Annotated in this window: 19 protein-coding genes; 6 read left to right on the top strand and 13 right to left on the bottom strand. The window is 55.0% G+C overall.

What is annotated here, in order from left to right; translation table 11 throughout:
• Positions 1-46: 46 nt before the first annotated feature.
• On the bottom strand, positions 47-1,834 hold the full coding sequence (locus tag L1047_RS16375; RefSeq protein WP_235280167.1) for a diflavin flavoprotein: 1,788 nt from the start codon (positions 1,832-1,834) through the stop codon (positions 47-49).
• Positions 1,835-1,987: 153 nt separating this feature from the next.
• Positions 1,988-4,114 (bottom strand): ammonium transporter, encoded by a 2,127-nt coding sequence (gene amt / locus L1047_RS16380; protein ID WP_235280168.1) that lies wholly within the window; start codon positions 4,112-4,114, stop codon positions 1,988-1,990.
• Between the two features lie 166 nt (positions 4,115-4,280).
• On the opposite strand from amt, the gene L1047_RS16385 reads away from it, so the two are divergent.
• The gene (locus L1047_RS16385; RefSeq protein ID WP_235280169.1) at positions 4,281-4,499 is read left to right on the top strand and encodes a hypothetical protein; all 219 of its coding nucleotides are present in this window, start codon (positions 4,281-4,283) and stop codon (positions 4,497-4,499) included.
• Here the strand turns inward: L1047_RS16385 and L1047_RS16390 are convergent.
• The 6 genes from L1047_RS16390 to L1047_RS16415 all read right to left on the bottom strand — a co-directional run bounded on the left by L1047_RS16390 (position 4,496) and on the right by L1047_RS16415 (position 11,303).
• Entirely contained in the window at positions 4,496-5,923 is a 1,428-nt protein-coding gene (locus L1047_RS16390) for a ferredoxin:protochlorophyllide reductase (ATP-dependent) subunit N (RefSeq protein ID WP_235280170.1), read from the bottom strand. The genes L1047_RS16385 and L1047_RS16390 overlap by 4 nt on opposite strands.
• Positions 5,924-5,997: 74 nt before the next feature.
• Positions 5,998-6,975: a protochlorophyllide reductase gene (locus L1047_RS16395; RefSeq protein ID WP_235280171.1), complete on the bottom strand. Its 978-nt coding sequence runs from the start codon at positions 6,973-6,975 to the stop codon at positions 5,998-6,000.
• 168 nt (positions 6,976-7,143) lie between these two features.
• The gene (bchL, locus tag L1047_RS16400) at positions 7,144-7,980 is read right to left on the bottom strand and encodes a ferredoxin:protochlorophyllide reductase (ATP-dependent) iron-sulfur ATP-binding protein (RefSeq protein ID WP_235280172.1); all 837 of its coding nucleotides are present in this window, start codon (positions 7,978-7,980) and stop codon (positions 7,144-7,146) included.
• A gap of 404 nt (positions 7,981-8,384) precedes the next feature.
• Positions 8,385-9,671 carry a recombinase family protein gene (locus tag L1047_RS16405; RefSeq protein WP_235280173.1) on the bottom strand — a complete coding sequence of 429 codons (1,287 nt, stop codon included), beginning with the start codon at positions 9,669-9,671 and terminating at the stop codon, positions 8,385-8,387.
• 22 nt (positions 9,672-9,693) lie between these two features.
• Positions 9,694-10,629: an N-acetylmuramic acid 6-phosphate etherase gene (gene murQ / locus L1047_RS16410; protein ID WP_235280174.1), complete on the bottom strand. Its 936-nt coding sequence runs from the start codon at positions 10,627-10,629 to the stop codon at positions 9,694-9,696.
• Positions 10,626-11,303, bottom strand: a complete 678-nt coding sequence (locus L1047_RS16415; RefSeq protein WP_235280175.1) for a Uma2 family endonuclease — start codon at positions 11,301-11,303, stop codon at positions 10,626-10,628. The genes murQ and L1047_RS16415 overlap by 4 nt, the downstream gene beginning before the upstream one ends.
• Before the next feature lie 281 nt (positions 11,304-11,584).
• Between L1047_RS16415 and L1047_RS16420 the strand changes: the two genes are divergently transcribed.
• The 5 genes from L1047_RS16420 (at position 11,585) to L1047_RS16610 (ending at position 16,986) form a co-directional block, all read left to right on the top strand.
• Complete coding sequence (locus tag L1047_RS16420; protein ID WP_235280176.1) at positions 11,585-12,088, top strand: hypothetical protein; 504 nt, start codon at positions 11,585-11,587, stop codon at positions 12,086-12,088.
• Positions 12,089-12,182: 94 nt separating this feature from the next.
• Positions 12,183-14,270: an excinuclease ABC subunit UvrB gene (gene uvrB / locus L1047_RS16425; protein WP_235280177.1), complete on the top strand. Its 2,088-nt coding sequence runs from the start codon at positions 12,183-12,185 to the stop codon at positions 14,268-14,270.
• A gap of 81 nt (positions 14,271-14,351) precedes the next feature.
• Positions 14,352-16,208, top strand: coding sequence for a mechanosensitive ion channel family protein (locus L1047_RS16430; protein WP_235280178.1), 1,857 nt, complete (start codon positions 14,352-14,354; stop codon positions 16,206-16,208).
• Positions 16,209-16,327: 119 nt separating this feature from the next.
• Positions 16,328-16,570 carry an aspartate/glutamate racemase family protein gene (locus L1047_RS16605; RefSeq protein ID WP_268836747.1) on the top strand — a complete coding sequence of 81 codons (243 nt, stop codon included), beginning with the start codon at positions 16,328-16,330 and terminating at the stop codon, positions 16,568-16,570.
• A 29-nt stretch (positions 16,571-16,599) separates the two neighbouring features.
• Positions 16,600-16,986, top strand: coding sequence for an aspartate/glutamate racemase family protein (locus tag L1047_RS16610; RefSeq protein ID WP_328286090.1), 387 nt, complete (start codon positions 16,600-16,602; stop codon positions 16,984-16,986).
• Here the strand turns inward: L1047_RS16610 and L1047_RS16440 are convergent.
• The 5 genes from L1047_RS16440 to tsaB form a co-directional block, all read right to left on the bottom strand.
• Positions 16,976-17,938 carry a putative 2-dehydropantoate 2-reductase gene (locus L1047_RS16440; protein WP_235280179.1) on the bottom strand — a complete coding sequence of 321 codons (963 nt, stop codon included), beginning with the start codon at positions 17,936-17,938 and terminating at the stop codon, positions 16,976-16,978. The genes L1047_RS16610 and L1047_RS16440 overlap by 11 nt on opposite strands.
• 73 nt (positions 17,939-18,011) lie before the next feature.
• Positions 18,012-20,480, bottom strand: coding sequence for a hypothetical protein (locus L1047_RS16445; RefSeq protein WP_235280180.1), 2,469 nt, complete (start codon positions 20,478-20,480; stop codon positions 18,012-18,014).
• Between the two features lie 223 nt (positions 20,481-20,703).
• Positions 20,704-21,180, bottom strand: a complete 477-nt coding sequence (gene accB, locus L1047_RS16450) for an acetyl-CoA carboxylase biotin carboxyl carrier protein (protein ID WP_235280181.1) — start codon at positions 21,178-21,180, stop codon at positions 20,704-20,706.
• 54 nt (positions 21,181-21,234) lie between these two features.
• Positions 21,235-21,792: an elongation factor P gene (efp, locus tag L1047_RS16455; RefSeq protein ID WP_235280182.1), complete on the bottom strand. Its 558-nt coding sequence runs from the start codon at positions 21,790-21,792 to the stop codon at positions 21,235-21,237.
• Positions 21,793-21,828: 36 nt separating this feature from the next.
• Positions 21,829-22,512 carry a tRNA (adenosine(37)-N6)-threonylcarbamoyltransferase complex dimerization subunit type 1 TsaB gene (tsaB, locus tag L1047_RS16460; protein WP_235280183.1) on the bottom strand — a complete coding sequence of 228 codons (684 nt, stop codon included), beginning with the start codon at positions 22,510-22,512 and terminating at the stop codon, positions 21,829-21,831.
• Between the last annotated feature and the right edge of the window lie 84 nt (positions 22,513-22,596).

The raw sequence follows: 22,596 nt of genomic DNA on the forward strand, positions 1-22,596 counted from the left end.
AATTAGAAGAATTAGAAGGGCTCGGCTCCCTACTCTTCTCAAACGCTCAAAGACGCCGATGGTGCATGGCCGTTACTCCTGTCGGATCCAACACCTTACCCCGTTCGACCTCCGCGTAAATGATGTAGCGATCCCCGCAGTCCATCCAGGTCTTCACCCGACACTCGAGATAGGCCAGCGCCTCCTGCAGAATGGGGCAACCGTTCTCAGCAGGGATTGTCTCTATTCCGGCAAAGCGATCCTCGCCAGGGCGTTGGGGCCGTTGAAAGTGCCGCTGCAAACTGCTTTTGCCCTCTCGCAAAATGTTCAGTACAAAGGGGGCTTGCGGTTGGGTCAGCAGTTCTGCCTCTTGATCTTTGCTCACAGAAATCGTCAATCCGGGCGGATTGAAACTAGCCTGAGCCACCGAAGAGGTGAGAAAACCGCGCCGGATCCCGCCTTGCTGGGCGGTAACCACACACAGGGATCCCACCACTCGACTCAGAGCCTGCTCGGCACGGGCTACTTGGGTTTCGCTGCTGGTTTGGCGGGGGGCACGGGCGCGTATCGCTTTGCGCAGGGCTTGGGCAAATTGGGATCCCGCCTGCTCACAGGTCTGCAACACTTCGGAGGTAGGTTTGAACTTAGCCCGAATCGTCTCGAAGCCTAGCGGAAAGCCGGCATTGAGCAGCTTACTCTCAATAAAGTCCACCGCTTCCCCGCTCCAGCCATAGGAGCCAAACACGCCCGCCACCTTGGTATTGGGAGTAGAAGAGAGGATGATGCCCAAGGCCGTCTGGATTTGCACCGGAGCATGACCTGCCAAAGTCGGGGATCCGATAATAAAACCCTGGCACCGCTCTAGGATTTGTCCAATTTCCTCTGGGGTAACCCACTCGCAATTCACCCTTTCCACAATCACCCCTGCCCGTTCCAGCCCCTGTCCGATAGCCGCTGCCATCAAGCCCGTATTACCGTAGGCCGAGGTGAACAAAAGGGCAACTCGCTGTTCAGTTGCTGGGTTTTCTTCGCACCAAGCCTGATAATCGAGAGTTAACCGGCGCAGGCTGTGGCGTACCAAGGGGCCATGGGCAGGGGCGTAGGTGCTAGCGGGGAAGTCCACCAATTTGGCCAAAGCGGCCTTCACCTGCGGAGCTTGCAGGCGGTGCAGGCAGTCGAAATAGTAGCGACGATCCTCGCTCAGGTGTCGCCAGTGCTCATCGAAGAGGTATTCGTCACAGACGTGAACCCCAAAGAGTTTGTCGCTGTAGAGGATCCCGCTGGCGGGGTCGTAGGTACATAGGGCATCGGGGTGACGGGGAGTTGGTACTGTACGGAAGTGCAGCTCATGCCCCTCCCCCAGATCCAAACATTCCCCATCCCGTACCACCCGCAGGCGAAAGGACTGGTCACCATTGTAGGTAATGCCCAAATCGGCAGCTTCTTCTTCGTCCCGGGCTGGCAGGGTTGGCAAGGGATCCGTCTCGAAAGCAGCCCGCAGCGTGATCACCCCCGGTTTGGAGCAGAGCACCACCGCATAGGGGGCCAAGGGCAATAAGGCTTTCAGAGTGGCAATGCGGTTGAAGTTGACATGGCTGAGCAGAATAAACTGCAGCTTTTGCAGATAGTGGTGCTGCGCCAGTTCCTCCAGAAAGATTTCGGTGAAGGATTCTCCCGGTGGGTCGATCAGAATCGCTTGATCCGCCTGAATCAAGTAGCTATTGGCGGTGGTACCCCGTTGGCGGGCATATTCGATTTCAAACTTCAGCCGATCCCAGGTGCGGGAGCGTAGAGCCAGGGTTGATGGGCCAATCGAGGCAACCTGAACATCGCGGGACGGGGTCTTGCTCTTCATTGCAGCCTCCAGCGCGGCATCTGCTTTCAACTTGCCATGAAAATGGGGCGACTGGGATGTTTTTCCCGATGTCCAGGGATCCTCCTCAAGCGGAGTGCCTGCTTGGGGGCAAGGTCCAGGTCTGGATATCTGAGTTAGGGAGAGGATCTGACCCTACATCTGTTTGATCACCACCAGGGTGAGATCATCAAAAATCTGCTGGTTCTGAATAAACTGCCGTACTTCTGTGATGATCGCTTTGCAGATGTCGCGGGCGGAAGCTTGCCAATGTTGCTGCACCACCTGACAAAGACGGTCTAAGCCAAACAAATCTCGAGATCCGTTCTCGGCCTCAGTAATGCCATCGGTGTAGAGCACCACCACATCTCCTGGAGAAAGGTGCACTTCCGCCTGGGCGATAAATTGGCGGATATCTGCCTCCAAACCAATGGGAAAGCCTAGGTCGAGGGTATCCACCCGTTCGATCGTGCCCTCTTTGCGCACGACGATGATTTGCTCATGCTGGCCACTGAAGCGCAGAATGCCATCGTGGTAATCCAGCAACATCAGGGTCATGTTTTTGTCAGAGTTCATGCGCTGGGCATTTTCGTAGATCACCTGATTGAGAATCTCCAGCACCCGCCCCGGATCCCGTTCTTGCTGGATGGCCAGGGTTCGCACTGCCGTCTGGGCCATGAGCATCAACATGCCGCTTTCGAGGCCATGGCCGGTCACATCGCCGATACCAATGCGCACCAGGCCGTTGTGTTCCAACACGTCGTAGTAGTCGCCCCCCACCTCCGTCGCCGGTTCCATAAAGCCGGCGATATCTAGCCCCGGGATCCGTTGCAATTCCTGAGCCCTGGGCAGGATCAACTGTTGCAGCCGCCGGGTCAGTTCCAGTTCGGATCCCATGCGTTGGTTTTCTGCCTTGAGCTTGAGGTTCAGTTGCTGAATTTCGTGTTGTGCTTCTGCCAGGGCATCCATCACCTGGTTGTAACGGGATCCGACATACCCCAACTCCGAGAACGGCTCTACCGGCACCCGCTGGCTCAAATCCTGTCGACTGGAATGAGCCGTCATCACCTGGATTAGGTCGTAAGCTTCGGTTTTCGCCCCATGTTCGACGATATTCAGGCCCAGCTCCTCTGCCTCAGAAGTAACCCGCAACGGCCAAAAGGGATCCATCCCCCGCAAGATTCCGTAGGCCAGCCCAAAGGCCCAGATCCCAGCCGCCACCACCCCCAGCAATTGAACCCCTAGCTGCGGCAACACCGGCAAGGGCAATTGTTCTGGGTTCCCGAAAAAGGCCACTGCCAAGGTGCCCCAGGCCCCTGCCCCCAAATGCACCGGCACTGCTCCCACCGCATCATCCAGCCGCCAACGCTCCATTCCCAGGCTGACCCAAATGGCCACCGAAGCGCCGATCGCCCCAATCCAGACTGCCTCAGCCGTAGATACCAAATGACAGCCCGCCGTAATTGCCACCAATCCGGCCAAGCAGCCATTGATCATCCAGTCCACTTCGGCCCGCCGCAAATAGACCAGAGCAATCCCCAGCCCACCGATCAACCCGCTCACCCCACCCATGAGGGTATTGGTGAGAATGCGCGGCACCTCTGGTCCCAACCCCAAGGCACTGCCGCCGTTAAAGCCAAACCAGCCAAACCAGAGCAACATCCCCCCCAAGACCGACAGGGGTAAACTGGAACCGAGCAGCTTTTTCGGACGCCCCTGGGCATCGAAACGACCAGCCCGCGGCCCAATCACCATCAACCCCGCCAAGGCCACCCAACCCCCTATGCTGTGGACCACAGTGGAGCCAGCAAAATCGATAAATCCCAACTGCCCGAGCCATCCTGTCGCTTGCCCCTGATCCAACCCATGCCAGACCCAATGGCCGTAGACTGGGTAGATCAACCCCGAAATCAGGCAGCTCATCAGGCCGTAGGCCCCAAAGCGTACCCGCTCCGCCACCGCCCCAGACACAATCGTGGTGGCCGTCCCACAAAACATGGCCTGAAACAGGAAAAAAGTGGCCAGGGATCCCGGCCTATTTAAGTCGAGGGCAAACTCGCCTTGCCCGAAGATCCCCAGCCAACTGGGGCCAAACATGAGGCCAAATCCCACCAACCAAAACAGCCCGGAGGCAAGAGCAAAATCGGCAAAGTTCTTGGCCGCAACGTTGATGTTGTTCTTACTGCGCGTGAACCCCGACTCCAAACACATAAAGCCTGGCTGCATGATAAATACCAGCGCAGCACAGACCAAAACCCAAAGGGCATCGGTGGGATCCGTCATTGCGTACCGAGAGTGACTGGTTATCGATAATACAAGAAACCCCATCCTAGATCCTACTACCGACAAATAATGAACTCCAGCAAGCCTTGTGCGCAGTCGGGATACGACCTGATATCCTGTTCGCAGCAATGGCCTGCAACGACCCTCTCCCACGGGATCCTCTGTCATGGCAGAACATACCCACCGCGACTGGAGCATCAGCACCCAAGCTACCGACAAGGGATTTATCTTTCGTTGCCAAAAGCCGGAAACCACCACCAAAGCCTACGGCTACTTCCAGAGCGAGGCTGAGGCGATCCTAGCGGGCATGGTTTGGATCGACCAACAACAACTACCCGATCACATGGACGGGATCCTGTTTGACAACGAGGAACCCGAGATTTAAACCTGGGCCTCTTCCCGTACCAACTTGTCCCAACCCAAACCTTTGAGGGCAGCATTCCGACGCAGCGGTCGAGTTGCCAGTTCCAACACATCCTGGGTATTGCCAAAGCCGTGGATCTGGGCAAAGGTGAACTCCACCGACCATTTGGTGGTCACCCCGCGCGCCTCCAGGGGATTGGCGTGGGCCATACCGGTAATCACCAGATCTGGCTGTAGAGCTTTGATGCGTTGAATTTGGTTGTAGTTGTCGGGTTTTTCCACAATCGTGGGTTTGGGCACCCCCATTTCTTCACAGGTGCGCTCCAAGAGGGCCAGCTCTGCCGCTTGGTAGCGTTTGTCCATGTAAGGGATCCCGATCTCTTGCACCGTCATGCCGCAGCGCACCAGCAGCCGCGCCAAGGAGATCTCCAGCAGGTTATCCCCCATCAAAAAGACGCTCTTGCCCCGCAACAGGCCTACATACTCCTGAATTTGCGGGTGATTCCACACCTCTGCCTCCCGTTCCGCCAAACCTTGGGGTTGGATCCCCAGCTCCCGACAAATGGCCTCCACCCAGGCACGGGTGCCATCCGGCCCAATCGGGAAGGGAGCATGGATCAGTTTTGCTTTTTTGCGGCGAACCAACGCTGTAGCAGTTCGGCTCAGGAAGGGGTTTACCCCCACCACATAGGTGCCCGGCTCCACCACCGGCAGTTCTCCATAGCGTTTGGCCGGCAGCCACCCCGACACGCGGATCCCTTGCTTTTTCAGCTCTAGGGTCAGTTGTGTCACCACCGGATCCGGCACTGAGCCAAAGATCACCAGAGGCGGATGTTTCTTGAAGCCTTCTTCTTCAGGAGTACTCTCTTTTTTCTTGTTGAAATTAAATATGGCTTGTAACCCACCTCGGGGTTCTCGTTCTTCTTCTCTATGCCCCGGAGCCTGGGATACCTTGACCTGTTCTGGGCACCGCTGCGCCATCGAGGCCAACACCGTGTCTTCCCCTTGGGTAAAGGCGTAGTCAAGGCCGTTGGCCCGTGCTACTACAATCGGGATCCCGATCTCCCCTTCCAATTTCGGGGCTAGGCCCTCTAGATCCATTTTGATGATTTCGGTGGTGCAGGTACCAATCCAAACAATGACGCTGGGGTTGCGATCCCGTTTGATTTGCAGGCACAGCCGCTTCAGTTCTTCGTAGTCGTTGAGTTTGGCGCTGATGTCCCCTTCTTCCAATTCCGCCATGGCATAACGCGGTTCGGCAAAGATCATCACTCCCATGGCATTTTGCAGAAAGTAGCCACAGGTTTTGGTGCCGATCACCAGAAAGAAGCTATCCTCAATTTTTTGATAGAGCCAAGCCACGCAACTGATGGGGCAAAAGGTGTGATAGTTGCCGGTTTCGCATTGAAAGTTAAGGGTGTTGGGGGTGTCTAAGGCGGCGGTCATAGGTGGCTCCTGGAGGTTTTTCTTAAGCAAAGAATTTCCATAGAATCTGCAAGATGAATTGACGAAATAATTAACTAACGGGCTAACAATTGAGGGACACCCACCAACTTTTCGCTCAGCTCCCAGAGCAATTTAGCTTTAGCATCATCCCCCGCTTCGTTAGAGACTTCCTGGTTAAAAGGCTTGCCATTTTTCTTCTGGCGGTTGCCCCAGCTCCAGTAGGCCCCCGACTGACGAAACTCGGGATCTGCTACCACTTGGGCTACCCGTTCGCCAGAAAGCTCCTCCGAGACAAAGCCACCCGTAATGTTCTTTTGAAACCAGGGAAAGAGACTTTGAAAGAGTGGGTAATGGTTGCGAAACAGAGCCGTTGTAGCGACACAACCTGGATACAAAGACAAGAAGGTGATGCCGGTGCTCTCGTGGAAGCGGCGATGTAGCTCCCGCATGGTGAGGATGTTGCAGACTTTGCTGTCTTTGTAGGCTTTGACCGGCTCAAACTTGCCCCCATCCGCCATACTGATGGGCTCCTTAAAGCCCTGGGCAAAGCCCCGCAGATCCCCCAGGTGGGGTTGGGGTGGAATTTTCCCCCCTAGCTCCTTCGGGTTGTGGGTGACGGTGCCCAAGATCACCAGCCGCCGATCCGCATAGGTGGAGCGTTTCATATCCTCCAACATCAAATGACACAGCAGAAAATGCCCGAGATGATTGGTGGTCATGGTCAGCTCATACCCCTCCGGGCTGCGCAAAGGCTGCTTGAGCAAGGGCATATAGATGGCAGCATTACAGACTAAGGCATCCAACGAACGACCCCAGTTGCGGAATTGCTCGACAAACTGCCGCACACTGCTCAGGTTGCCCAAGTCGATCTTCATCAGGGTGTAGCTGCCCTGCGGGATCCCGACCTGTTGCGCCACCCGGTAGGCTTTATCCAAATCTCGGCAGGCCATGACCACATGCCAGCCCCGCTTCGCCAAAGCCAAAGCCGAGTACAGACCAACGCCGGAGGAGGCTCCGGTAATCAGGACTGTGGGTTGCTCTTGTCTTTCCATATCCAACTCCCGTGCCATTTCGAGATAGTGTCCGAGGGGATCCAGGCCCCCAAACGGGGATCCGTGCAGAATCCATCTTGGAGCTGAAAGCGAACATGACGATGAATTGATAAGGTTTGAGATGATTTTCTGAAGAGTTACTTAAATTTTGGAAAAGATCGGGATCCCTTACGCCCATGCGGGTTCGCGAGCCGGAGTGTTGTAGAAGTCCGAAAGCAAGGTGAACAAATCCCGATCTTGCGCATCCTTGGGCACGATCCCTTCCGGACGAGCCAGCAGCTCATCGGCAATGTTCAGGTAGTACTGACAGACGGGCTCCAAATCGGGGTCAGATTCCGCCATTTCGAAGATGGTTTTGCCCTTCACCCGCGAGACCCGGATATCTTCGATCAGGGGCAGTACCTCAATCACAGGCATGGGTACCGCCGAAACATACTTGTCGATCAGATCCCGCTTGCTGGTGCGATTGCCGATCAACCCCGCCAGCCGTAATTTGCGGGTTTTGGCCTTTTCCCGCACGGAGGCGGCGATGCGATTGGCGGCAAATAGGGCATCGAAGCCATTGTCAGTGACGATCAAGCAGTAATCGGCGTAGTTGAGCGGGGCGGCAAAGCCCCCACAGACCACATCCCCCAGCACATCGAAGAGGATGACATCGTATTCATCAAAAGCATTCAGTTCCTTGAGCAATTTGACGGTTTCCCCCACCACGTAGCCGCCACAGCCTGCACCCGCCGGGGGACCGCCCGCCTCCACACAGTCCACACCGCCGTAGCCGGGGTAGATCACATCCTCGGCGTAGACATCTTCGTAGTGGTAACCCTTGGATTCCAGGGTGTCGATGATGGTGGGAATCAGAAAGCCAGTCAGGGTGAAGGTGCTGTCGTGCTTGGGATCACAGCCAATCTGTAAGACTTTTTTGCCCCGCTTGGCCAAGGCCACAGAGATATTGCAACTCGTGGTGGATTTGCCGATGCCACCTTTTCCATAAACTGCCAGTTTCACAGCGTGTTCCTCAATGGGGGCTTCCAAAGGCCATTATCAGCAGGGGATCCACCTCTTGAGAACTGTTACGGAGGATAAAGATGAATGTATGAAAAAGTAAGAGAATTTCTGAAAGTTTCTATGCTAGGAAAATCGACTCTAGAAATTAACCTAGGATGTTTTCACGGCTTTAGCATAGTTTATCTCTCGATCTAATGTTAAAGTTGATCAAAAGAAAATAATATAACCTGTCCATTTTCCTTGATAGACAAGGGATCCGACCCCCTCAATTGCACTCAAGAGGGAGAACTCCCCTCCAGGGCTGGGATCCCACCCCCACCTCAGCAGTCTTGAGGGCAGACATTATCAAGAATTATCTCAGTTGCCAGAAAAAGCCGGAGAAAACCGATTCTGCCAGGGATGCTCTAGGGATCAAACACAAAAACCACCCGCACATCCCCGTTGGAGTCCACCTCAATGCTGCGCAGAAACTCCCGTAGATAGGCGCGCCGTTCGGTTTCGGTGAGATCTTGCCAGAAGGGTTGAATGGAGAGGGTTTGGGCGAGCTGGGGTAGGTTGGAGGGTGGCAGTTGCTCCAGCTTTTGGGCCAGAAGGGCATTTTCGGCTCGCAGTTGGTAGCGGCGTTGGGACAAGGAGTGCTCATCCATCAGCCCGGATCCCTCCAGTTCTTCTAGCTGGCTGAGGATGCCCATGTTGGCCTGAATTTGAGATTGGATCCCTTGGCGGACTTGGGCAAGCGGATCTTCATCCAGTTGTCGAGCCCGTTGGGGCAATTGCTCACACACTTGCCGGATCACTTCCTGCAAAACCTCGGAGTAGTTGAGGCTGTAGCGACAGGTTTGGCAGCGCAGATACAGATAGGAGGGGGTGCTTTTCTTGCCTTGACGAGGTGTGGTTTGCACAATGCGCAGCGGTCTACCACAAGAACAGCACTTGACCAGACCCGCCAAAGAGCGGGGAGCACTGGCGCTGCGGCGGGGGATCCCTTGGTTGCGCTTGAGCCAGCGATCAATCTGGGCAGCTTCGGTACGGCTGAGCAGTGCCGGATGAGTATCCCGCAGGGTGGTGCCGTCAGTGTAAGCCAAGTCACCGCGGTAGACGGGGTTGAGCAGCCAATTGCGCCCGGTGGCCACCGAAATGCGTTTGTGGTGTTTCTCCTCGATGAAGCGCACCGCCTGTCGCAGGGATCCGTAGAGCAGAAAGTGCTGGAAAAAATCCTCAACGATCCCGGCCTGCTTGCGATCCGGCACATAGTGCTCCCCTTCGCGGCGGTACCCAAAGGGTGCGGGGCCTGGGGGCGGCTTACCGGCTAGGCGGTTCTGGGCTTGACGACAGCAGAGGCGGCGGCTTTGCAACTGATGGGGAATTTCTGCCAAAAGCGGGATCCAGGCTTCGGCATCGGCGGGGGTTTGTATCCCCGATGCCGTGACCAGACTGAGCCGGATCCCGGCCTGTTGAATCTGGAGCAACCGCTCGTGAATTTCATCCGCCCGATCCCCCAGATCTGACAGGCGCAAGAGTAGCACCTCCTGTACCAACCCATCCGTAATGCGCTGAAGCAGGTCTTCTAGATAAGCTCGGGATCCCCAATCTTGCAGAACCGGGTCAGCCCCTTGTGCTTTGAGCCATTCCAGTCCTGGATCTTCCAGGACGGCATGAGGGGGAGTGTAGAGGTAGCCACAAACGCTCATGAACCAGAACCCCAGAGATGAATCACGGCTGGGATGAATCGGGTAAAGCCGAATGTAACACCTGTCGAATCCTACCGTTGGCCTGTTGCAAATGCTGACGAGCCTCCTGGGCAGAACACCCCATCAGAGCCACCAGAATCGCCGTTTTCACCTCCCCCCCACAAGCCTCTAGCAGTTGGGCGGCTGTAGTGGCGTCGAGATCACAAGCCAAAGCCACCATCCGTTCAGCCCGCCGTTTCAGCTTGGCATTGCTAGCCTGTAGATCCACCATCAAGTTGCCGTAGGTTTTGCCCAGACGAATCATCACACCTGTCGAGATCGTGTTCAGAACCAATTTTTGGGCGGTGCCCGCCTTCATGCGGGTGGAGCCGAGGATCACTTCTGGCCCCACCAAAGGGGCGATGGCAATATCCACCTGCTCGGTTAATGGGGAGGGGTGGTTGCAGGCCAGACCAACCGTGAGCGCACCAACCCCTCTGGCTGCTTGGATCCCGCCCAACACGAAGGGGGTGCGGCCACTGGCGGCAATCCCCACCACACTATCGCGGGCCTGAAGGCTGAGAGTCCTTAGAGCAAGGGCACCCGCTTCCCCATCATCCTCTGCGCCCTCCACCGCCTGAGTTAGGGCTTTTTCCCCCCCGGCGATCAAACCAATCACCTGTCCGGGCTGAGTGCTAAAAGTAGGCGGACACTCAGCCGCATCCAAAACCCCCAAACGGCCAGATGTTCCCGCCCCGATGTAGATCAGTCGCCCTCCCCGTTGCATCCGTTCAGCAATGGCCTCAATAGCTGCAGCGATCCGTTTGGCTTCGTGGGCCACCGCTTCTGGCACGCGGCGATCTTCGGCATTGATCTGCTGCACCAATTCCAAGGTGCTGAGGTCATCGATCTCGGCGGTGGCGGGGTTACGACTTTCCGTCAGGGATCCCGGATCCCAGAGGGGTTGCATCAGACTCATGACAGCAGTTGCTCAGGATCAACTCCCAAAGAACGCAGATGGGCGGCTAGCCGTTCGGCCTTTTGTCGTTCTAATTCCACCTGTTGCTGAGCTTGCACAAATTTTTGTCGCTCCTGTAGGGCCGCTTCAGCAGGTGTGGGGATCAACTCGCCCTCTGGGCCAAAATAGCGTAGCTTACGGTCGTGGATGCCCAGATAAAGGCCTAATGCTTCGCTCCAACGCCAACCCTGCTCATTGCCAGGGATCTCTTGGTAGTGGGATCCCTGTAAGCGCCAGCCGACAAACTCCAGCGATTCAGGGGAAAACCAGAAATACTCGGGTGTCCGAAAGATATCTTGGTAGAGGGCTTTCTTGGTTGTTCTATCGCTCTGTGCAGTGGAATCCGACAGCAACTCGATGATCAAATCCGGATATCGTCCTCCTTCCTCCCACACCACCCAAGAAGGGCGCGGCCATTGCACCACATTTTTGACCAAGAAGAAATCAGGGCCGCGGAAGTCTTTGGTTTTCAGTTGCTCCCGGTTGAAATAGACCGTCAGGTTATACCCGATGAAGTAATCTTCCCGACCCAGCCAAAGCCATTCCAGAATGCTCACCAACAACAACATTTGGGAAGCATGAAGTGAACTTTCCATTTCCGGTTCATCGCTCAATAAACCCTTTGCAGAGGGCATCTGTTCTGCCAACTGCCCACGGGTGATGGGGGTAGGTAGGGAAAGGGGCTTGTCTTGGACCTGCATCGCTGGGGAAAGTGAAGATGCCTCCAGCGTAACGGGATCCCTCGGGGGATCCCAACCCCCTACTCAACGCCAGCCTATGAGCCCGGTGCTAGAGTAAGGCCAGTCGAGAGAGGGAGTTGGCCCGGATCCCTATGCCGAGAGTGCCTTTACTGAAGCCCGATCAGGCTTATACCTTCAGCAGCTATTTTGATCTTCCCTTCAAGCCAGAAGATATTTTGCCAGAGTTTGGCTACACCTTTCAGCGTCGAAAAATAGATTGGCCAAAAGTGGAGCGGATCCCAGATAGCCAAGATCTGAAAATCAATGTGGAACAACTGCTGCCCTACGTTAGCCTGAAAAGTGAAACAGCTCGCCGAGAAATCCTCATTGCTCCCATCCTATTTAAGATAGTACAGTATACACAATCTCAAATGTGGATTGAGTACGCCATTCAAGTCAATGATAAACTCAAGGGCACCTTAGATTATTACCTTTACACAGAACAATCTTTACTGGCTGTCGAGGCCGAAAAAGCAGATCTTACCCAAGGATTAACACAACTATCTGTAGAGATGATTGCCCTCGATCAGTGGCTCAATAGCGATCAGAATATACTTGTGGGATCCATTACCTCTGGAGAACTGTGGCAATTGAATGGATCGACCTACCCAGGGTATTTACTTGAACCTCGAACCTATTCCTACCCTGATGAAGGGATCAACTTTTGTCTATCTGAATAGCATCCTTGCAATCCACAGATCTAGAAACTAGAAAAGAGTATTCACTAAGTTCACCCTTCCTTTTGAACCCTCGCTCTGGGATCCTCACACAACTATGTCAGAGTTTCAACTGGTTTCTTCCTACCAACCCACTGGTGATCAGCCCAAAGCTATTGCTGGTTTAGTCGATTCTATTGCTGCCGGTCATCGCTTTCAAACCCTTCTGGGGGCAACCGGCACCGGCAAAACTTTCACCATCGCCCACACCATTCAACAGGTGGGAAAACCGACCTTGGTGATGGCCCACAACAAAACTTTGGCGGCACAACTGTGTAATGAATTGCGAGAATTATTTCCCTATAATGCCGTCGAATACTTCATCAGTTATTACGACTACTACCAACCAGAAGCTTATGTTCCCAGTACCGATACTTACATCGCTAAATCTTCTTCTATTAATGATGAAATTGATATGTTACGGCACTCCGCCACCCGTTCTTTGTTTGAACGACGGGATGTAATTGTTGTGGCGTCTGTAAGTTGCATCTACGGCTTGGGAATGCCGGAAGAGTACCTGAATGCCTCTATCCCGTTCAAGGTAGGTCAAGAACTCAACCAGCGGGATCTGCTACGAGATTTGGCTAGTGTACAGTATGAGCGCAATGATTTGGATCTGATTCGAGGTCGCTTCCGTCTCAAGGGAGATGTGCTGGAAATTGTTCCTGCTTACGAAGATCGGGTGATTCGTATCGAATTTTTTGGAGACGAGATTGATGCCATTCGCTTAGTTGATCCAGTCACGGGCGAAATTTTGAACAGTCTCAGTGCCCTCAGAGTTTATCCCGCCCGTCACTTTGTGACACCGGAAGAACAACTCGAGCAAGCCCTGATAGATATCGAGCAAGAACTCGAAGATCAACTGGCCCTATTCCAGAAAGAAGGCAAACTCTTAGAAGCCCAGCGCCTAGAACAACGCACCCGCTACGACTTAGAAATGCTGCGGGAAGTGGGCTATTGCAACGGCGTAGAAAATTATTCCCGACACCTGACCGGGCGAAAAGAAGGGGATCCCCCCTCCTGTTTGGTAGATTATTTCAAGGCCAATGACTGGCTGTTGGTGCTGGACGAATCCCATGTGACAGTGCCCCAAATTCGCGGTATGTACAATGGCGACCGTGCCCGTAAACAGGTGCTGGTGGATCATGGCTTTCGCTTGCCTAGTGCCCTAGATAATCGTCCCCTCAAGGCAGAAGAGTTTTGGGCAAAAGTCCATCAATGTGTGTTTGTTTCTGCCACTCCCGGCAACTGGGAATTAGAACAATCTGGAGCTTCCTTTGAAACTCTGACTGAGAATGGCAAAGAACTAATTCTTTATTTGCCCGGTAGTGGACGAGTCGTAGAACAGGTGATTCGGCCCACAGGCGTAGTGGATCCGGAGGTGCATGTGCGCCCCACCGCCGGACAGGTGGATGACTTGATGGGGGAAATTTATGAACGCCTAGAGCGCTCCCAAAAGGGCCCGGCGGAACGGGTGATTGTGACCACCCTAACCAAACGCATGGCAGAAGACCTGACGGAATACCTGCAAGAACGGGGGATCCGCGTCCGCTATTTGCATTCCGAGATCACCTCGATTGAGCGCATCGAGATCTTACAAGATTTTCGGGAAGGGGCCTTTGACGTATTGGTAGGGGTCAACCTGCTGAGAGAAGGGTTGGATCTGCCGGAAGTATCTTTGGTCGCGATTTTGGATGCGGATAAAGAAGGGTTTTTGCGGGCAGAACGATCCCTGATTCAGATGATCGGGCGGGCAGCCCGAAATATTCGGGGAATGGTGGTGATGTATGCCGACAATATGACCGGCAGTATGGCCCGAGCAATTGCGGAAACGGAACGGCGGCGGGAAATTCAGTTGGAATATAACCGAAAAAATAACATCACCCCCCAGCCAATCATCAAAAAATCCAGCAATGCCATCCTGTCCTTTCTGGCCATCTCCCGCAAACTCAGCGATCAAGATCTGGAGAAAGCCTTCCAAGATTCAGAAGAGATCCCTCTCTCGGAAATTCCGGAGTTAATTAGCCAACTGGAGCTGAAAATGAAAACAGCCGCTAAAAACCTGGAATTTGAAGAAGCCGCCCAACTACGAGACAAGATCAAAAAACTGCGCCAACGACTTCTAGGCAACCATCAGGGCACTTAGAATCCCTCCCAGACCGGCAAACATGGGGAGTTCCTTGTGCCACCATGAGCTTACAGAGCAGCATCCCAGGGATCCCCAATCATGATGGGCGTTCGCGTCAAACAAGCCATCTCAGCTCTTCTGGTCGGGTTGATGGTTGGGATTTGCCTCTGGTTCATTCCTGTTGCCGCCGTTGCTTCATCCTCCGGGATCCCTTTGGCCCAAGCTCTTGATTTTCGGGATCCCAACTTTTTTCTGACCAACCCTAGCCCTACGCCGGCTGAAGCACCTACTCCCGAGGGATCCCCTTCTCCAACACCTAGCCCCAGCCCCATTGGGATCCCCTTTACCGGACAAGAGGGCACAGAACTTTTGGTGGGGAACATCCCGGTGTTTCGCTTGCAGACGGCAGAATACCCCAGCGATGTGCGTGCCGATAACATTCGGGCGGTGATCGAACGCTTTTTGGATGAAGGTCAGCTGCCAGAGCCAGAAGTACGGGTGGCCCAAGACCCGAACGGGCAATACATTTTGCGTCTGGGGGAGAGAGGCCGCTTTGAACGTACCCAGCGGTATCTATTCACCGTCACCTATGCCGATGCAGCCGCGGAGCGGCGGGCTGCTTTGGGTCAGGTGGGTCTGAATGAAGTGCGTTTGGTGGCCAACAGTTGGGCCGGGCGACTGGAACAAGCCATCGAGGATTACCGCGAAGATTTGTTGGCTTTACAACGAGCCCAGGATCCACGGGTGCTGATTCTGTCGATCCTGGCAGGGATTGCCACCCTGGTGGTGGGGTTCTTTCTCTGGCGGCTGTTCGACCGCAGCCTAACCCGCTTGCAAGGGTTTTTGGAGCTCAAGGCCGGAGAAGTCTGGCATACCTGGATCGATATCGGCGGGGTACTCCTACGGGGTGCTGGGGCACTGCTCATCGTCGGTATTTCTTTGGATCGGGGGATCAGCCTTGTGCCCGCCCTGCGGCCCTTTCAGCGCTCCTTTTACCTGGGCTTGAGTCGGTTGATTGGCACCGCGCTTGGCGTGCTTACCCAGCCACTACCCAACTCCAGCCTTTCCATCGCCAGTTTGCTGGTGTTCATCGCCCTTTCGATCCTGGTCTTTACAGGTGCCCATTACATCAGCGTTGGCCTCAAGCAGCGGTTTCTCGCTCGCTTGGGGCTCGATCTGGGCACGCAAGAGTCCTCAGCTGCCATCTTCAAGTACATCCTCACCCTGCTCGGGATCCTGTTGGTCTTGCCCTTCAGCGGCCTGAACCTCAGTTCCCTCACAGTGATTGCCGGGGCCGTTGGTTTGGGCATCGGCTTTGGCTTACAAAATCTTTCCAACAACTACATCAGCTATGTGGCCATCCTGCTGGAGCGCCCGATTCAAATTGGCGATCTGGTGCAGGTGGATGATTTGCTGGGTACGGTGGAGCGAATTGGCCCCCGAGCGACGGTCTTGCGCACGCTGGATCGGATTTTTGTGGTGGTGCCCAACTCTCGCTTTACCGAATCGAAGGTGGTGAACTGGAGCTACCGGGATCCCCGTTGCCGCATTCACATCCCTGTGGGGGTGGCCTATGGGTCGGATACAGCGTTGGTGACCGAAGCCTTGCTCAGTGCGGCCAAGGAAAACTCACGGGTGCTTAGTAGCCCGGCTCCCCAAGTGTGGCTCAACTCTTTTGGCCCGTCTGCCCTCAATTTTGAGCTGCTGGTGTGGATCAACCGCCCCCAAGACCAGTTCGTGTTGATCAGCGAATTGAACTTCTTAATCGAGGCGGAGTTTCGGCGGCGTGGGATCCGCATCCCCTTCCCCCAGCAAGACATTCATATCCGCAGCCTGGAAGGATTTGCTCCCCCCAGTAAAAATGGCGGCTCTCACCCCCTGCCCGATGCCGATTCCATCCAAGCAGCCCTCAAAGAGGCAGCACAACTACCAGAAGACAAGGGCAGCACCTCCTAAAGCACCTCCTAAGTTGTGTAGCAGAAAGGTGGCCGTCACCCTGGTGGTATGTCGTTCTCAAGCAGTGAAAGGGCGCTAGGGCTGTGGCACCATAGCCTCATGTTTGGGATCCTCAAGTCATGCCCCGCCTGTTGATTGTCAATCCGAACAGCACGGTTGCCATGACCGAGCGCATGGGCCACACGGCTCAATCGGTCATCGGGGATCAAGCCGAGATTCAAACGCGCACCAATTTGACGGGGCCGGCAGCGGTTGAGGGATGCCGGGATGGAGTCTTGGCGGGGCCAGGGATCCTGAAAATCCTGACGGAAGAATCCTATGACGCGGCGAGATCATCGGCTGCTTTGATGACACAGCTCTAGAAGCGGCCCAGGAAGTCTGTTCCGTACCCGTGATTGGCATTGGGCAAGCCAGTTTCCACGCAGCGAGTCTTCTGGGTCGGCGCTTTGCTGTGGTTACCACCCGTCCGATCTCGGTGCCCATCCTCGAGGACAATATCCAAAAATTGGGCTTGTGGAGCCGTTGTAGCGGCGTAGTAGCCAGCCAAATCGGGGTGTTGCAGTTGGAACGGGATCCCGTCGCCTCCCAGCAAATTCTGGAGCAAATTGCCGAAAAAACTGTGCAGAGTTTGCAACCCAATGTATTGGTACTCGGCTGTGCCGGTATGACAGGATTAGCCGACTATCTCTCCACACGATTGGGGATCCCGGTGATCGATCCGATTGTGGCGGCAACCTCTCTAGCGTTGGCTCTCGCCCGAATGGCTGCTACTGGATAGGGATCCCCCGATTCAGGCGATCCAACACCTGCAACTGCCGATGGAGCATCTCGATACGGGGTAGGTGGATCCCAGCTTGTCGGGCATAGCGCAGTGGGTTAGCAAAAATTGCTTGCAGTTCCAGGGGGCGTTTGCGTTCGTAGTCGATCTTCATGCTAGTACGGTAGGGAGCCATCTTTTCGGTATTGGCCAGCATTTGCTCGATCACCGAGTCGGGAATGTGGCGATCACAAGCAGCAGCCCCCTGCACCACCTCCTGCATGAGAGTTTCTGCCAGAGCACGGGCCTCGGGATCCCCAATCATCTGCTGAGTATCAGCATTGAACACCACCGACAGGCCATTGAAGGGAATGTTCCAGACCAACTTTTGCCAGCGGGCCATCATCAAATCGGGAGAGAGCGATGTCGGGATCCCGGCCTGTTGAAAGTCCGCTTGCACCTGTTCCAGTCGAGGTGGGATCCCTTGGGCAGCATAGTCGGGGCCATACTGAGCCAGCAGGATCGGCCCATAGTCCAGGTGGTGAATGTGGCCTGGGCCAACTTTATTGGAGCTGATGAAACACAAGCCCCCGATCACCCGTTCCGGGCCAACATACTCGGCGATCTCAGGCTCCACTCCGAGCCCGTTTTGTAGCAGAATCACCACGCCACTCTCCGCCAGCACCGGTGGGATCAACTGCGGCAAAAGGGCATTTTGGGTGGCTTTCAAAGCCACGATCACCTCTGTGCAAGCGGGCATATCCATCACGGAGGCATGGGCTTTCACTTGCGGCAAATGAAAATCGCCCCAGCAAGACTGCACCCACAACCCCTTTTGGCGAACCTGCTCGTAGTCACTGTGGAGCAAAAAATGCACATCAAAGCCTGCCTGTTGCAACTTGGCTCCGTAAAACCCCCCCAAAGCACCCGTACCCAGCACAGCATAACGACGGGTTTCCGGCAGCAAGGACATGGTGGAGCGGTTCGGTAGATCATCCCTAAAATATCGTACCCCGGATCCTGGTTTTGCCCTAGCTTAGAGAGGACTACTCATTGGCAGAGGGTTGCAGGAAATGCTTACGGAAATACTGAATGGTTTCAAGCCGCAATAAGCCCTGTTCTATCAGGGGATCCCCCCAATGATCTGACTCATCCATGGATGGTAGGGACTCCAGCACCGTATTGTCGAGCAAATCGGCAGCCTTGAGAAATTCCTCCACCCGCCGACAGCCAGCCAGACGTGCAGAGTATCCACCATCGGCAAAAAATTTAATGGTAGTCGCCTTCAAGCCGGTACACTCGCCGATCACCGCCGTTAACTTACCCCCCGACTGTTGCCAAGTAGTGAGCACATGCTCAATCTGCAGCTGATCCAACAAGCCCGCCTCCTGCAAATTCTGGAAAAGGTGTCGTGCCCAAGGGGTAAGTTCCGCCAACAGGGGATCCGGCAAGGTATCCTCATCAGGGTTTGGGAGCAGTTCCCCGTCGTCTACTTCATTTCTCCCTTGATTTCTTGCTTGCGGCCCTTCAAATCCCCCGGTTCGCGCCGACACACGTCCCCGGGTGGAGCCAACCAGAGTGCTAGCCGCCTCCAATTCCGCTCGGGCCGCCTCGGCGATCAGCTTTTGTTGTTCGTAGCTCACCTGCAACAGACGGTTCTGATCCTGCTGAATTTTCAAATTCTCTTGCAAAGATTCCAGGCTTTGTCGATAGGCAGCCAGCAGCTCCCGCGCATGTTGCAGTTCCACCGTCAGGTTGGCTTGCTGCTCCTGTAGAGCACTGAGACGGGATCTGAAGCTTTTCATCTGTTGCTGCGCTTGCTGCAAGGCTTCCTGGCGAGTTTGCAGGGCTCCCTCCAATTCAGCCATGCGCTGATCCATTTCTTCCCGTTCCGCCGTCATTTGGGCGATCTGAGCTTGGCTTTGCTGCAGTTGCTCCTCCTGCTGGGTGATTTGTGCTTCATACTCCCGATTGACGGTGATCAACCGGGTCATTTCCGCCTGGAACTGTCCCAGTTGAGCCTGTAAAGCCTCCACATGCTTTGGATGAGGACGACCGGAGAGCTGAGCTCTTTGAATGTCGTGTTCCTGTTGCAACCGAGCATAGCGCTCTTCCCAGGATCGCAGGGCTGCCGACGATTCCAGAAGTTGCTCTTGTAGACTGGCTACCTGTGCTTGCAGACGGACTAGTTCTAGGGATTCCACCCCACTAACCTGATCCTCTACCGGCTCTGCGGGATCTGAAGTGACCGCCTGCGGGATCCCTTGCAAAAAAAGTTTCGCTTCTAACCGGTCTCGTTCCGACTGGAGTTGTTGTATCTGTTGTAGGGCAGATTCTAGCTGAGCCTGTAAATCGGCTACAACACTGGTGGGCACAGAATCCATCTGGCGCCTTTGCAGAATCTGGATTTGCTCTTGTAACTGCTCCAATTCCGATTGATAGCAATCCTGCTGGGTTTGTAGCTGGCGTTGGGCCTTTTGTTCGGCAGCACGGGCATTGGCCAGATCAGTTTCCAGCCGCTGAAGTTGCTCCCGCCAAACCATCAAATCCTGCTGCAAAGTCGCCTGTTGCTGGATCTCCGCCTGTTGCAGACGAATGGTGGCTTCCAATTTTTGAATCCGCTGTTGGTACTGGCTCTGAAAATCCGCAACCTGCTGGTTCATATTGGCCAGGATCCCGTCCCATTCCCGCTCCTGTAGGTGAATCTGTAATTTGAGGGCTTCCACCTGTCTGCGGTAGTCGGCGATGGTTGTCGGTTGCGACTCGGGAGCAAAGGGGGAGTTAGGGTCTAGCACCTGAGGAGCCAGCAGAGCTGCCACAGGTTCGGCCCCTGGCTTAGGGACGGGGGGAAGTTCTTCTGCTGTTTTCAATTCTGCCGGGATCCCGGAGTCCTGGGACTGGAGTCCTTCCGTCAGTTCTTCTCGATAGGGAGTAGGAGCAGGAGTTCTCGCCTGAATTTGGATGATCTGTAGGGGATCCACAGATTCCACAGGTTCAGGTTCTACCGGAGTTGATGGCAGTGCAGGTTCCGGAGCAGCAGCTAAAAACGACTGGAGGGCTTCCCAAGCGTTAGGGGAGGCCAGCCGCTGTAATTGCACCTGCGCATCCAAAGCGTGATCCAAGGTTGACTGCTGTACCCAGCCTTTCCAGGTCAGGATCTCCCCCAGCTTCCGGCCATAACGCCGTTGCTGCGCCAGAGCCACCCGCAACTGCTCAAAATCTAGGTAGCCCAATGCCACCAAGATCTCCCCCAGAGAGAGGGCCTGACTGGGAATAAAGCGATAGAGATCCGACAACTGCAACCAACCCCGCTCCAGACACACTTCCCCCAACTTGAGGTGGTTTTGCTGCTGTTCCCGCAGAGCCTGGGCCAATTGGGATTGGGAAAGCATCCCAGCCCGCACCAAGCGCTGTCCGAGGGGCAAACTCGACTCAAGTTCATCCGCCGCAGCGGCACTTTTGGCTTCAAGAAACGGAAATGGGGTGGAACCGGAGGAAGAGGAGCGTGGGGGCATCTAGATGGGCTCCTAGCTCAGCATTTACGCCGTACTTTAACCTATCGTTCCCCAGAGGTGAACAGAGATGTCGGCTTGGGCTTCAAAACGAGGCAGCCTTTTCCAGCGTTATCTGATACAGCAGATTCAGGGCAATCCCTTACTCCATAAGGTTTTTGTCTAGCTCAAGGGCCTGTCTGAAATCAGAAAAGGCTGCAGCCATTTTGCCGTTAACTTCTGGTCGTTACCCAGTCGGATCCAGGCGCATTAACACTTGGCCAAATTCCACCGACTGCCCATTGCTGACCAAAATTTCGGTCACCACTCCCGCGGTTTCGGCTTCTAGCTCATTCATTAACTTCATGGCTTCGATAATACAGAGGGTTTGGCCCTTGTTCACCCGTTCGCCGTTGCGGACAAAATCGGCTTCTCCTGGGGCTGGTGCACTATAAAAGGTTCCCACCATGGGCGCTGTCACATCAACCCAGTGACTGGGGGTGGACTTACGACCGGTAGGCGCTGCCTCAGCCGGGGCAGGGGGGGGAGGGGCAGCAGCAACCGGAGCAGGAGGAGGACTCATCGATTCGGTGACTGCAGCAGCCGGGATCCCTTTGCGCAGGGTAAGGCGAAAGTCCTTTAACTCCAGAGTGAGTTCAGTGATGGTACTCTCTTCCAGGGCGGAGAGCAAAAGCCGAATCTCTTGCCAATTGACAACATCCAAGGGAAGGTTCACTCCTAGTTCATCACCTATCCACAACGGCAAAACCGACCGAATCTACTCACGGCCCAGGTAACTATCGGTACGAGTATCGACGCGAATCCGTTCCCCAACCTTAATGAACAGGGGCACCTGCACTTCCGCGCCGGTTTCTAGCTTGGCAGGTTTGGTTCCACCCGTGGCAGTATCTCCCTTCACGCCGGGATCCGTCTCAACAACTTCTAGGGTGACGGTATTGGGCAATTCCACATCGATCACCTGCCCATTCCAACGCAGGATTGCCACCTCCATGTTTTCTTTCAAATACTTCACGGAGGTCCCAATTTGGGCAGCAGTAATCGGAGCTTGCTCGTAGGTTTCCATGTCCATGAACACCAGATTGTCCCCCTCGGCATAGAGGTACTGCATGTCCGCTTTTTCGATGGTGGCAGCAGGCAGAGTTTCACCGGCTCGAAAAGTTTTTTCCACAACGTTGCCAGTCTGCATATTTTTGAGCTTGGTGCGCACAAAGGCCGCTCCCTTGCCGGGTTTTACGTGCAGAAAATCGATCACCTTGTAGGGGGATCCATCGATTTCGACGGAGGTGCCAGGGCGCAAATCGTTGCTTGAGATCATGTCAGCGGGGGGATCCGTTGCGTAGACTCCCCAATCTTACCGTGGTGATGGGGCACTCCGATTCAGCACCTTCGGGTCAATAGGCGGTTGACGGCCATAAATCGGCAATACCTCTTGCCATGAAGGGCGCAAGCCAGCCGAAAAATCCATCCGAGCCAATTCCGCCAAAGCCAACACCGGCAGGGGATCCACGAAAGCAGCACCATCCACCCGCTTCGCTTCAGGCCAGTTTTCTAGGGCTTGTTCCCAGGCTTCTAAAGCCCAAACCTGATCCAGCCATAGGGCTGAGATCTGCTCCCGCTCAACTCGATAGACACTTCCATACCATTCCTGCCGCTTGGCATCCATTTGCACAGCTACGGTCAAGGGATTGGAGGGGGATCCCTGCTCCTGCCAAACCTGACGGGCAATCGTCGCCAATGTCGAATAGCCAAATACCGGGATCCGCAACTGTTGGCCTAGCAGCCGTGCGACGCTTACCCCCAAACGGCTGCCTGTGAAGCTACCCGGCCCTACAGCCACCGCAATGGCCACAATCTGCTGCTTATCCTGAGAAGCCAAGAACCCTCCTAAGCAAGGATGCAGTTGAGCTGCCATCTGCCGATCCAAAATCCAACATTGGCTGTGACCTTGGCCCAGAGCTTCCTCGACAGGCAAAAGCGCCAGCCCCAAAACGGGAGTTGTGGTGTGGATCCCTAAAATCCACTGCGGAGTGGGCATGGGAACGTCTCAGGGAGAGGGGGGTAGGTTGACGAAACTTAACGGATAACTTAATCTTAGGGTGTAAATCTTCGCGCTTCCTAC

The organism is Synechococcus sp. Nb3U1 (assembly GCF_021533835.1).
Taxonomy (GTDB): Bacteria; Cyanobacteriota; Cyanobacteriia; order Thermostichales; family Thermostichaceae; genus Thermostichus.

Coding starts and splice junctions, on each gene's coding strand:
- L1047_RS16390 (WP_235280170.1), bottom strand. CDS start 5,923: ATGACCGCCGCCTTAGACACCCCCAACACCCTTAACTTTCAATGCGAA.
- L1047_RS16375 (WP_235280167.1), bottom strand. CDS start 1,834: ATGAAGAGCAAGACCCCGTCCCGCGATGTTCAGGTTGCCTCGATTGGC.
- amt (WP_235280168.1), bottom strand. CDS start 4,114: ATGACGGATCCCACCGATGCCCTTTGGGTTTTGGTCTGTGCTGCGCTG.
- L1047_RS16445 (WP_235280180.1), bottom strand. CDS start 20,480: ATGCCCCCACGCTCCTCTTCCTCCGGTTCCACCCCATTTCCGTTTCTT.
- L1047_RS16385 (WP_235280169.1), top strand. CDS start 4,281: ATGGCAGAACATACCCACCGCGACTGGAGCATCAGCACCCAAGCTACC.
- L1047_RS16405 (WP_235280173.1), bottom strand. CDS start 9,671: ATGAGCGTTTGTGGCTACCTCTACACTCCCCCTCATGCCGTCCTGGAA.
- uvrB (WP_235280177.1), top strand. CDS start 12,183: ATGTCAGAGTTTCAACTGGTTTCTTCCTACCAACCCACTGGTGATCAG.
- L1047_RS16430 (WP_235280178.1), top strand. CDS start 14,352: ATGATGGGCGTTCGCGTCAAACAAGCCATCTCAGCTCTTCTGGTCGGG.
- tsaB (WP_235280183.1), bottom strand. CDS start 22,512: ATGCCCACTCCGCAGTGGATTTTAGGGATCCACACCACAACTCCCGTT.
- murQ (WP_235280174.1), bottom strand. CDS start 10,629: ATGAGTCTGATGCAACCCCTCTGGGATCCGGGATCCCTGACGGAAAGT.
- efp (WP_235280182.1), bottom strand. CDS start 21,792: ATGATCTCAAGCAACGATTTGCGCCCTGGCACCTCCGTCGAAATCGAT.
- L1047_RS16395 (WP_235280171.1), bottom strand. CDS start 6,975: ATGGAAAGACAAGAGCAACCCACAGTCCTGATTACCGGAGCCTCCTCC.
- L1047_RS16605 (WP_268836747.1), top strand. CDS start 16,328: ATGCCCCGCCTGTTGATTGTCAATCCGAACAGCACGGTTGCCATGACC.
- L1047_RS16415 (WP_235280175.1), bottom strand. CDS start 11,303: ATGCCCTCTGCAAAGGGTTTATTGAGCGATGAACCGGAAATGGAAAGT.
- L1047_RS16440 (WP_235280179.1), bottom strand. CDS start 17,938: ATGTCCTTGCTGCCGGAAACCCGTCGTTATGCTGTGCTGGGTACGGGT.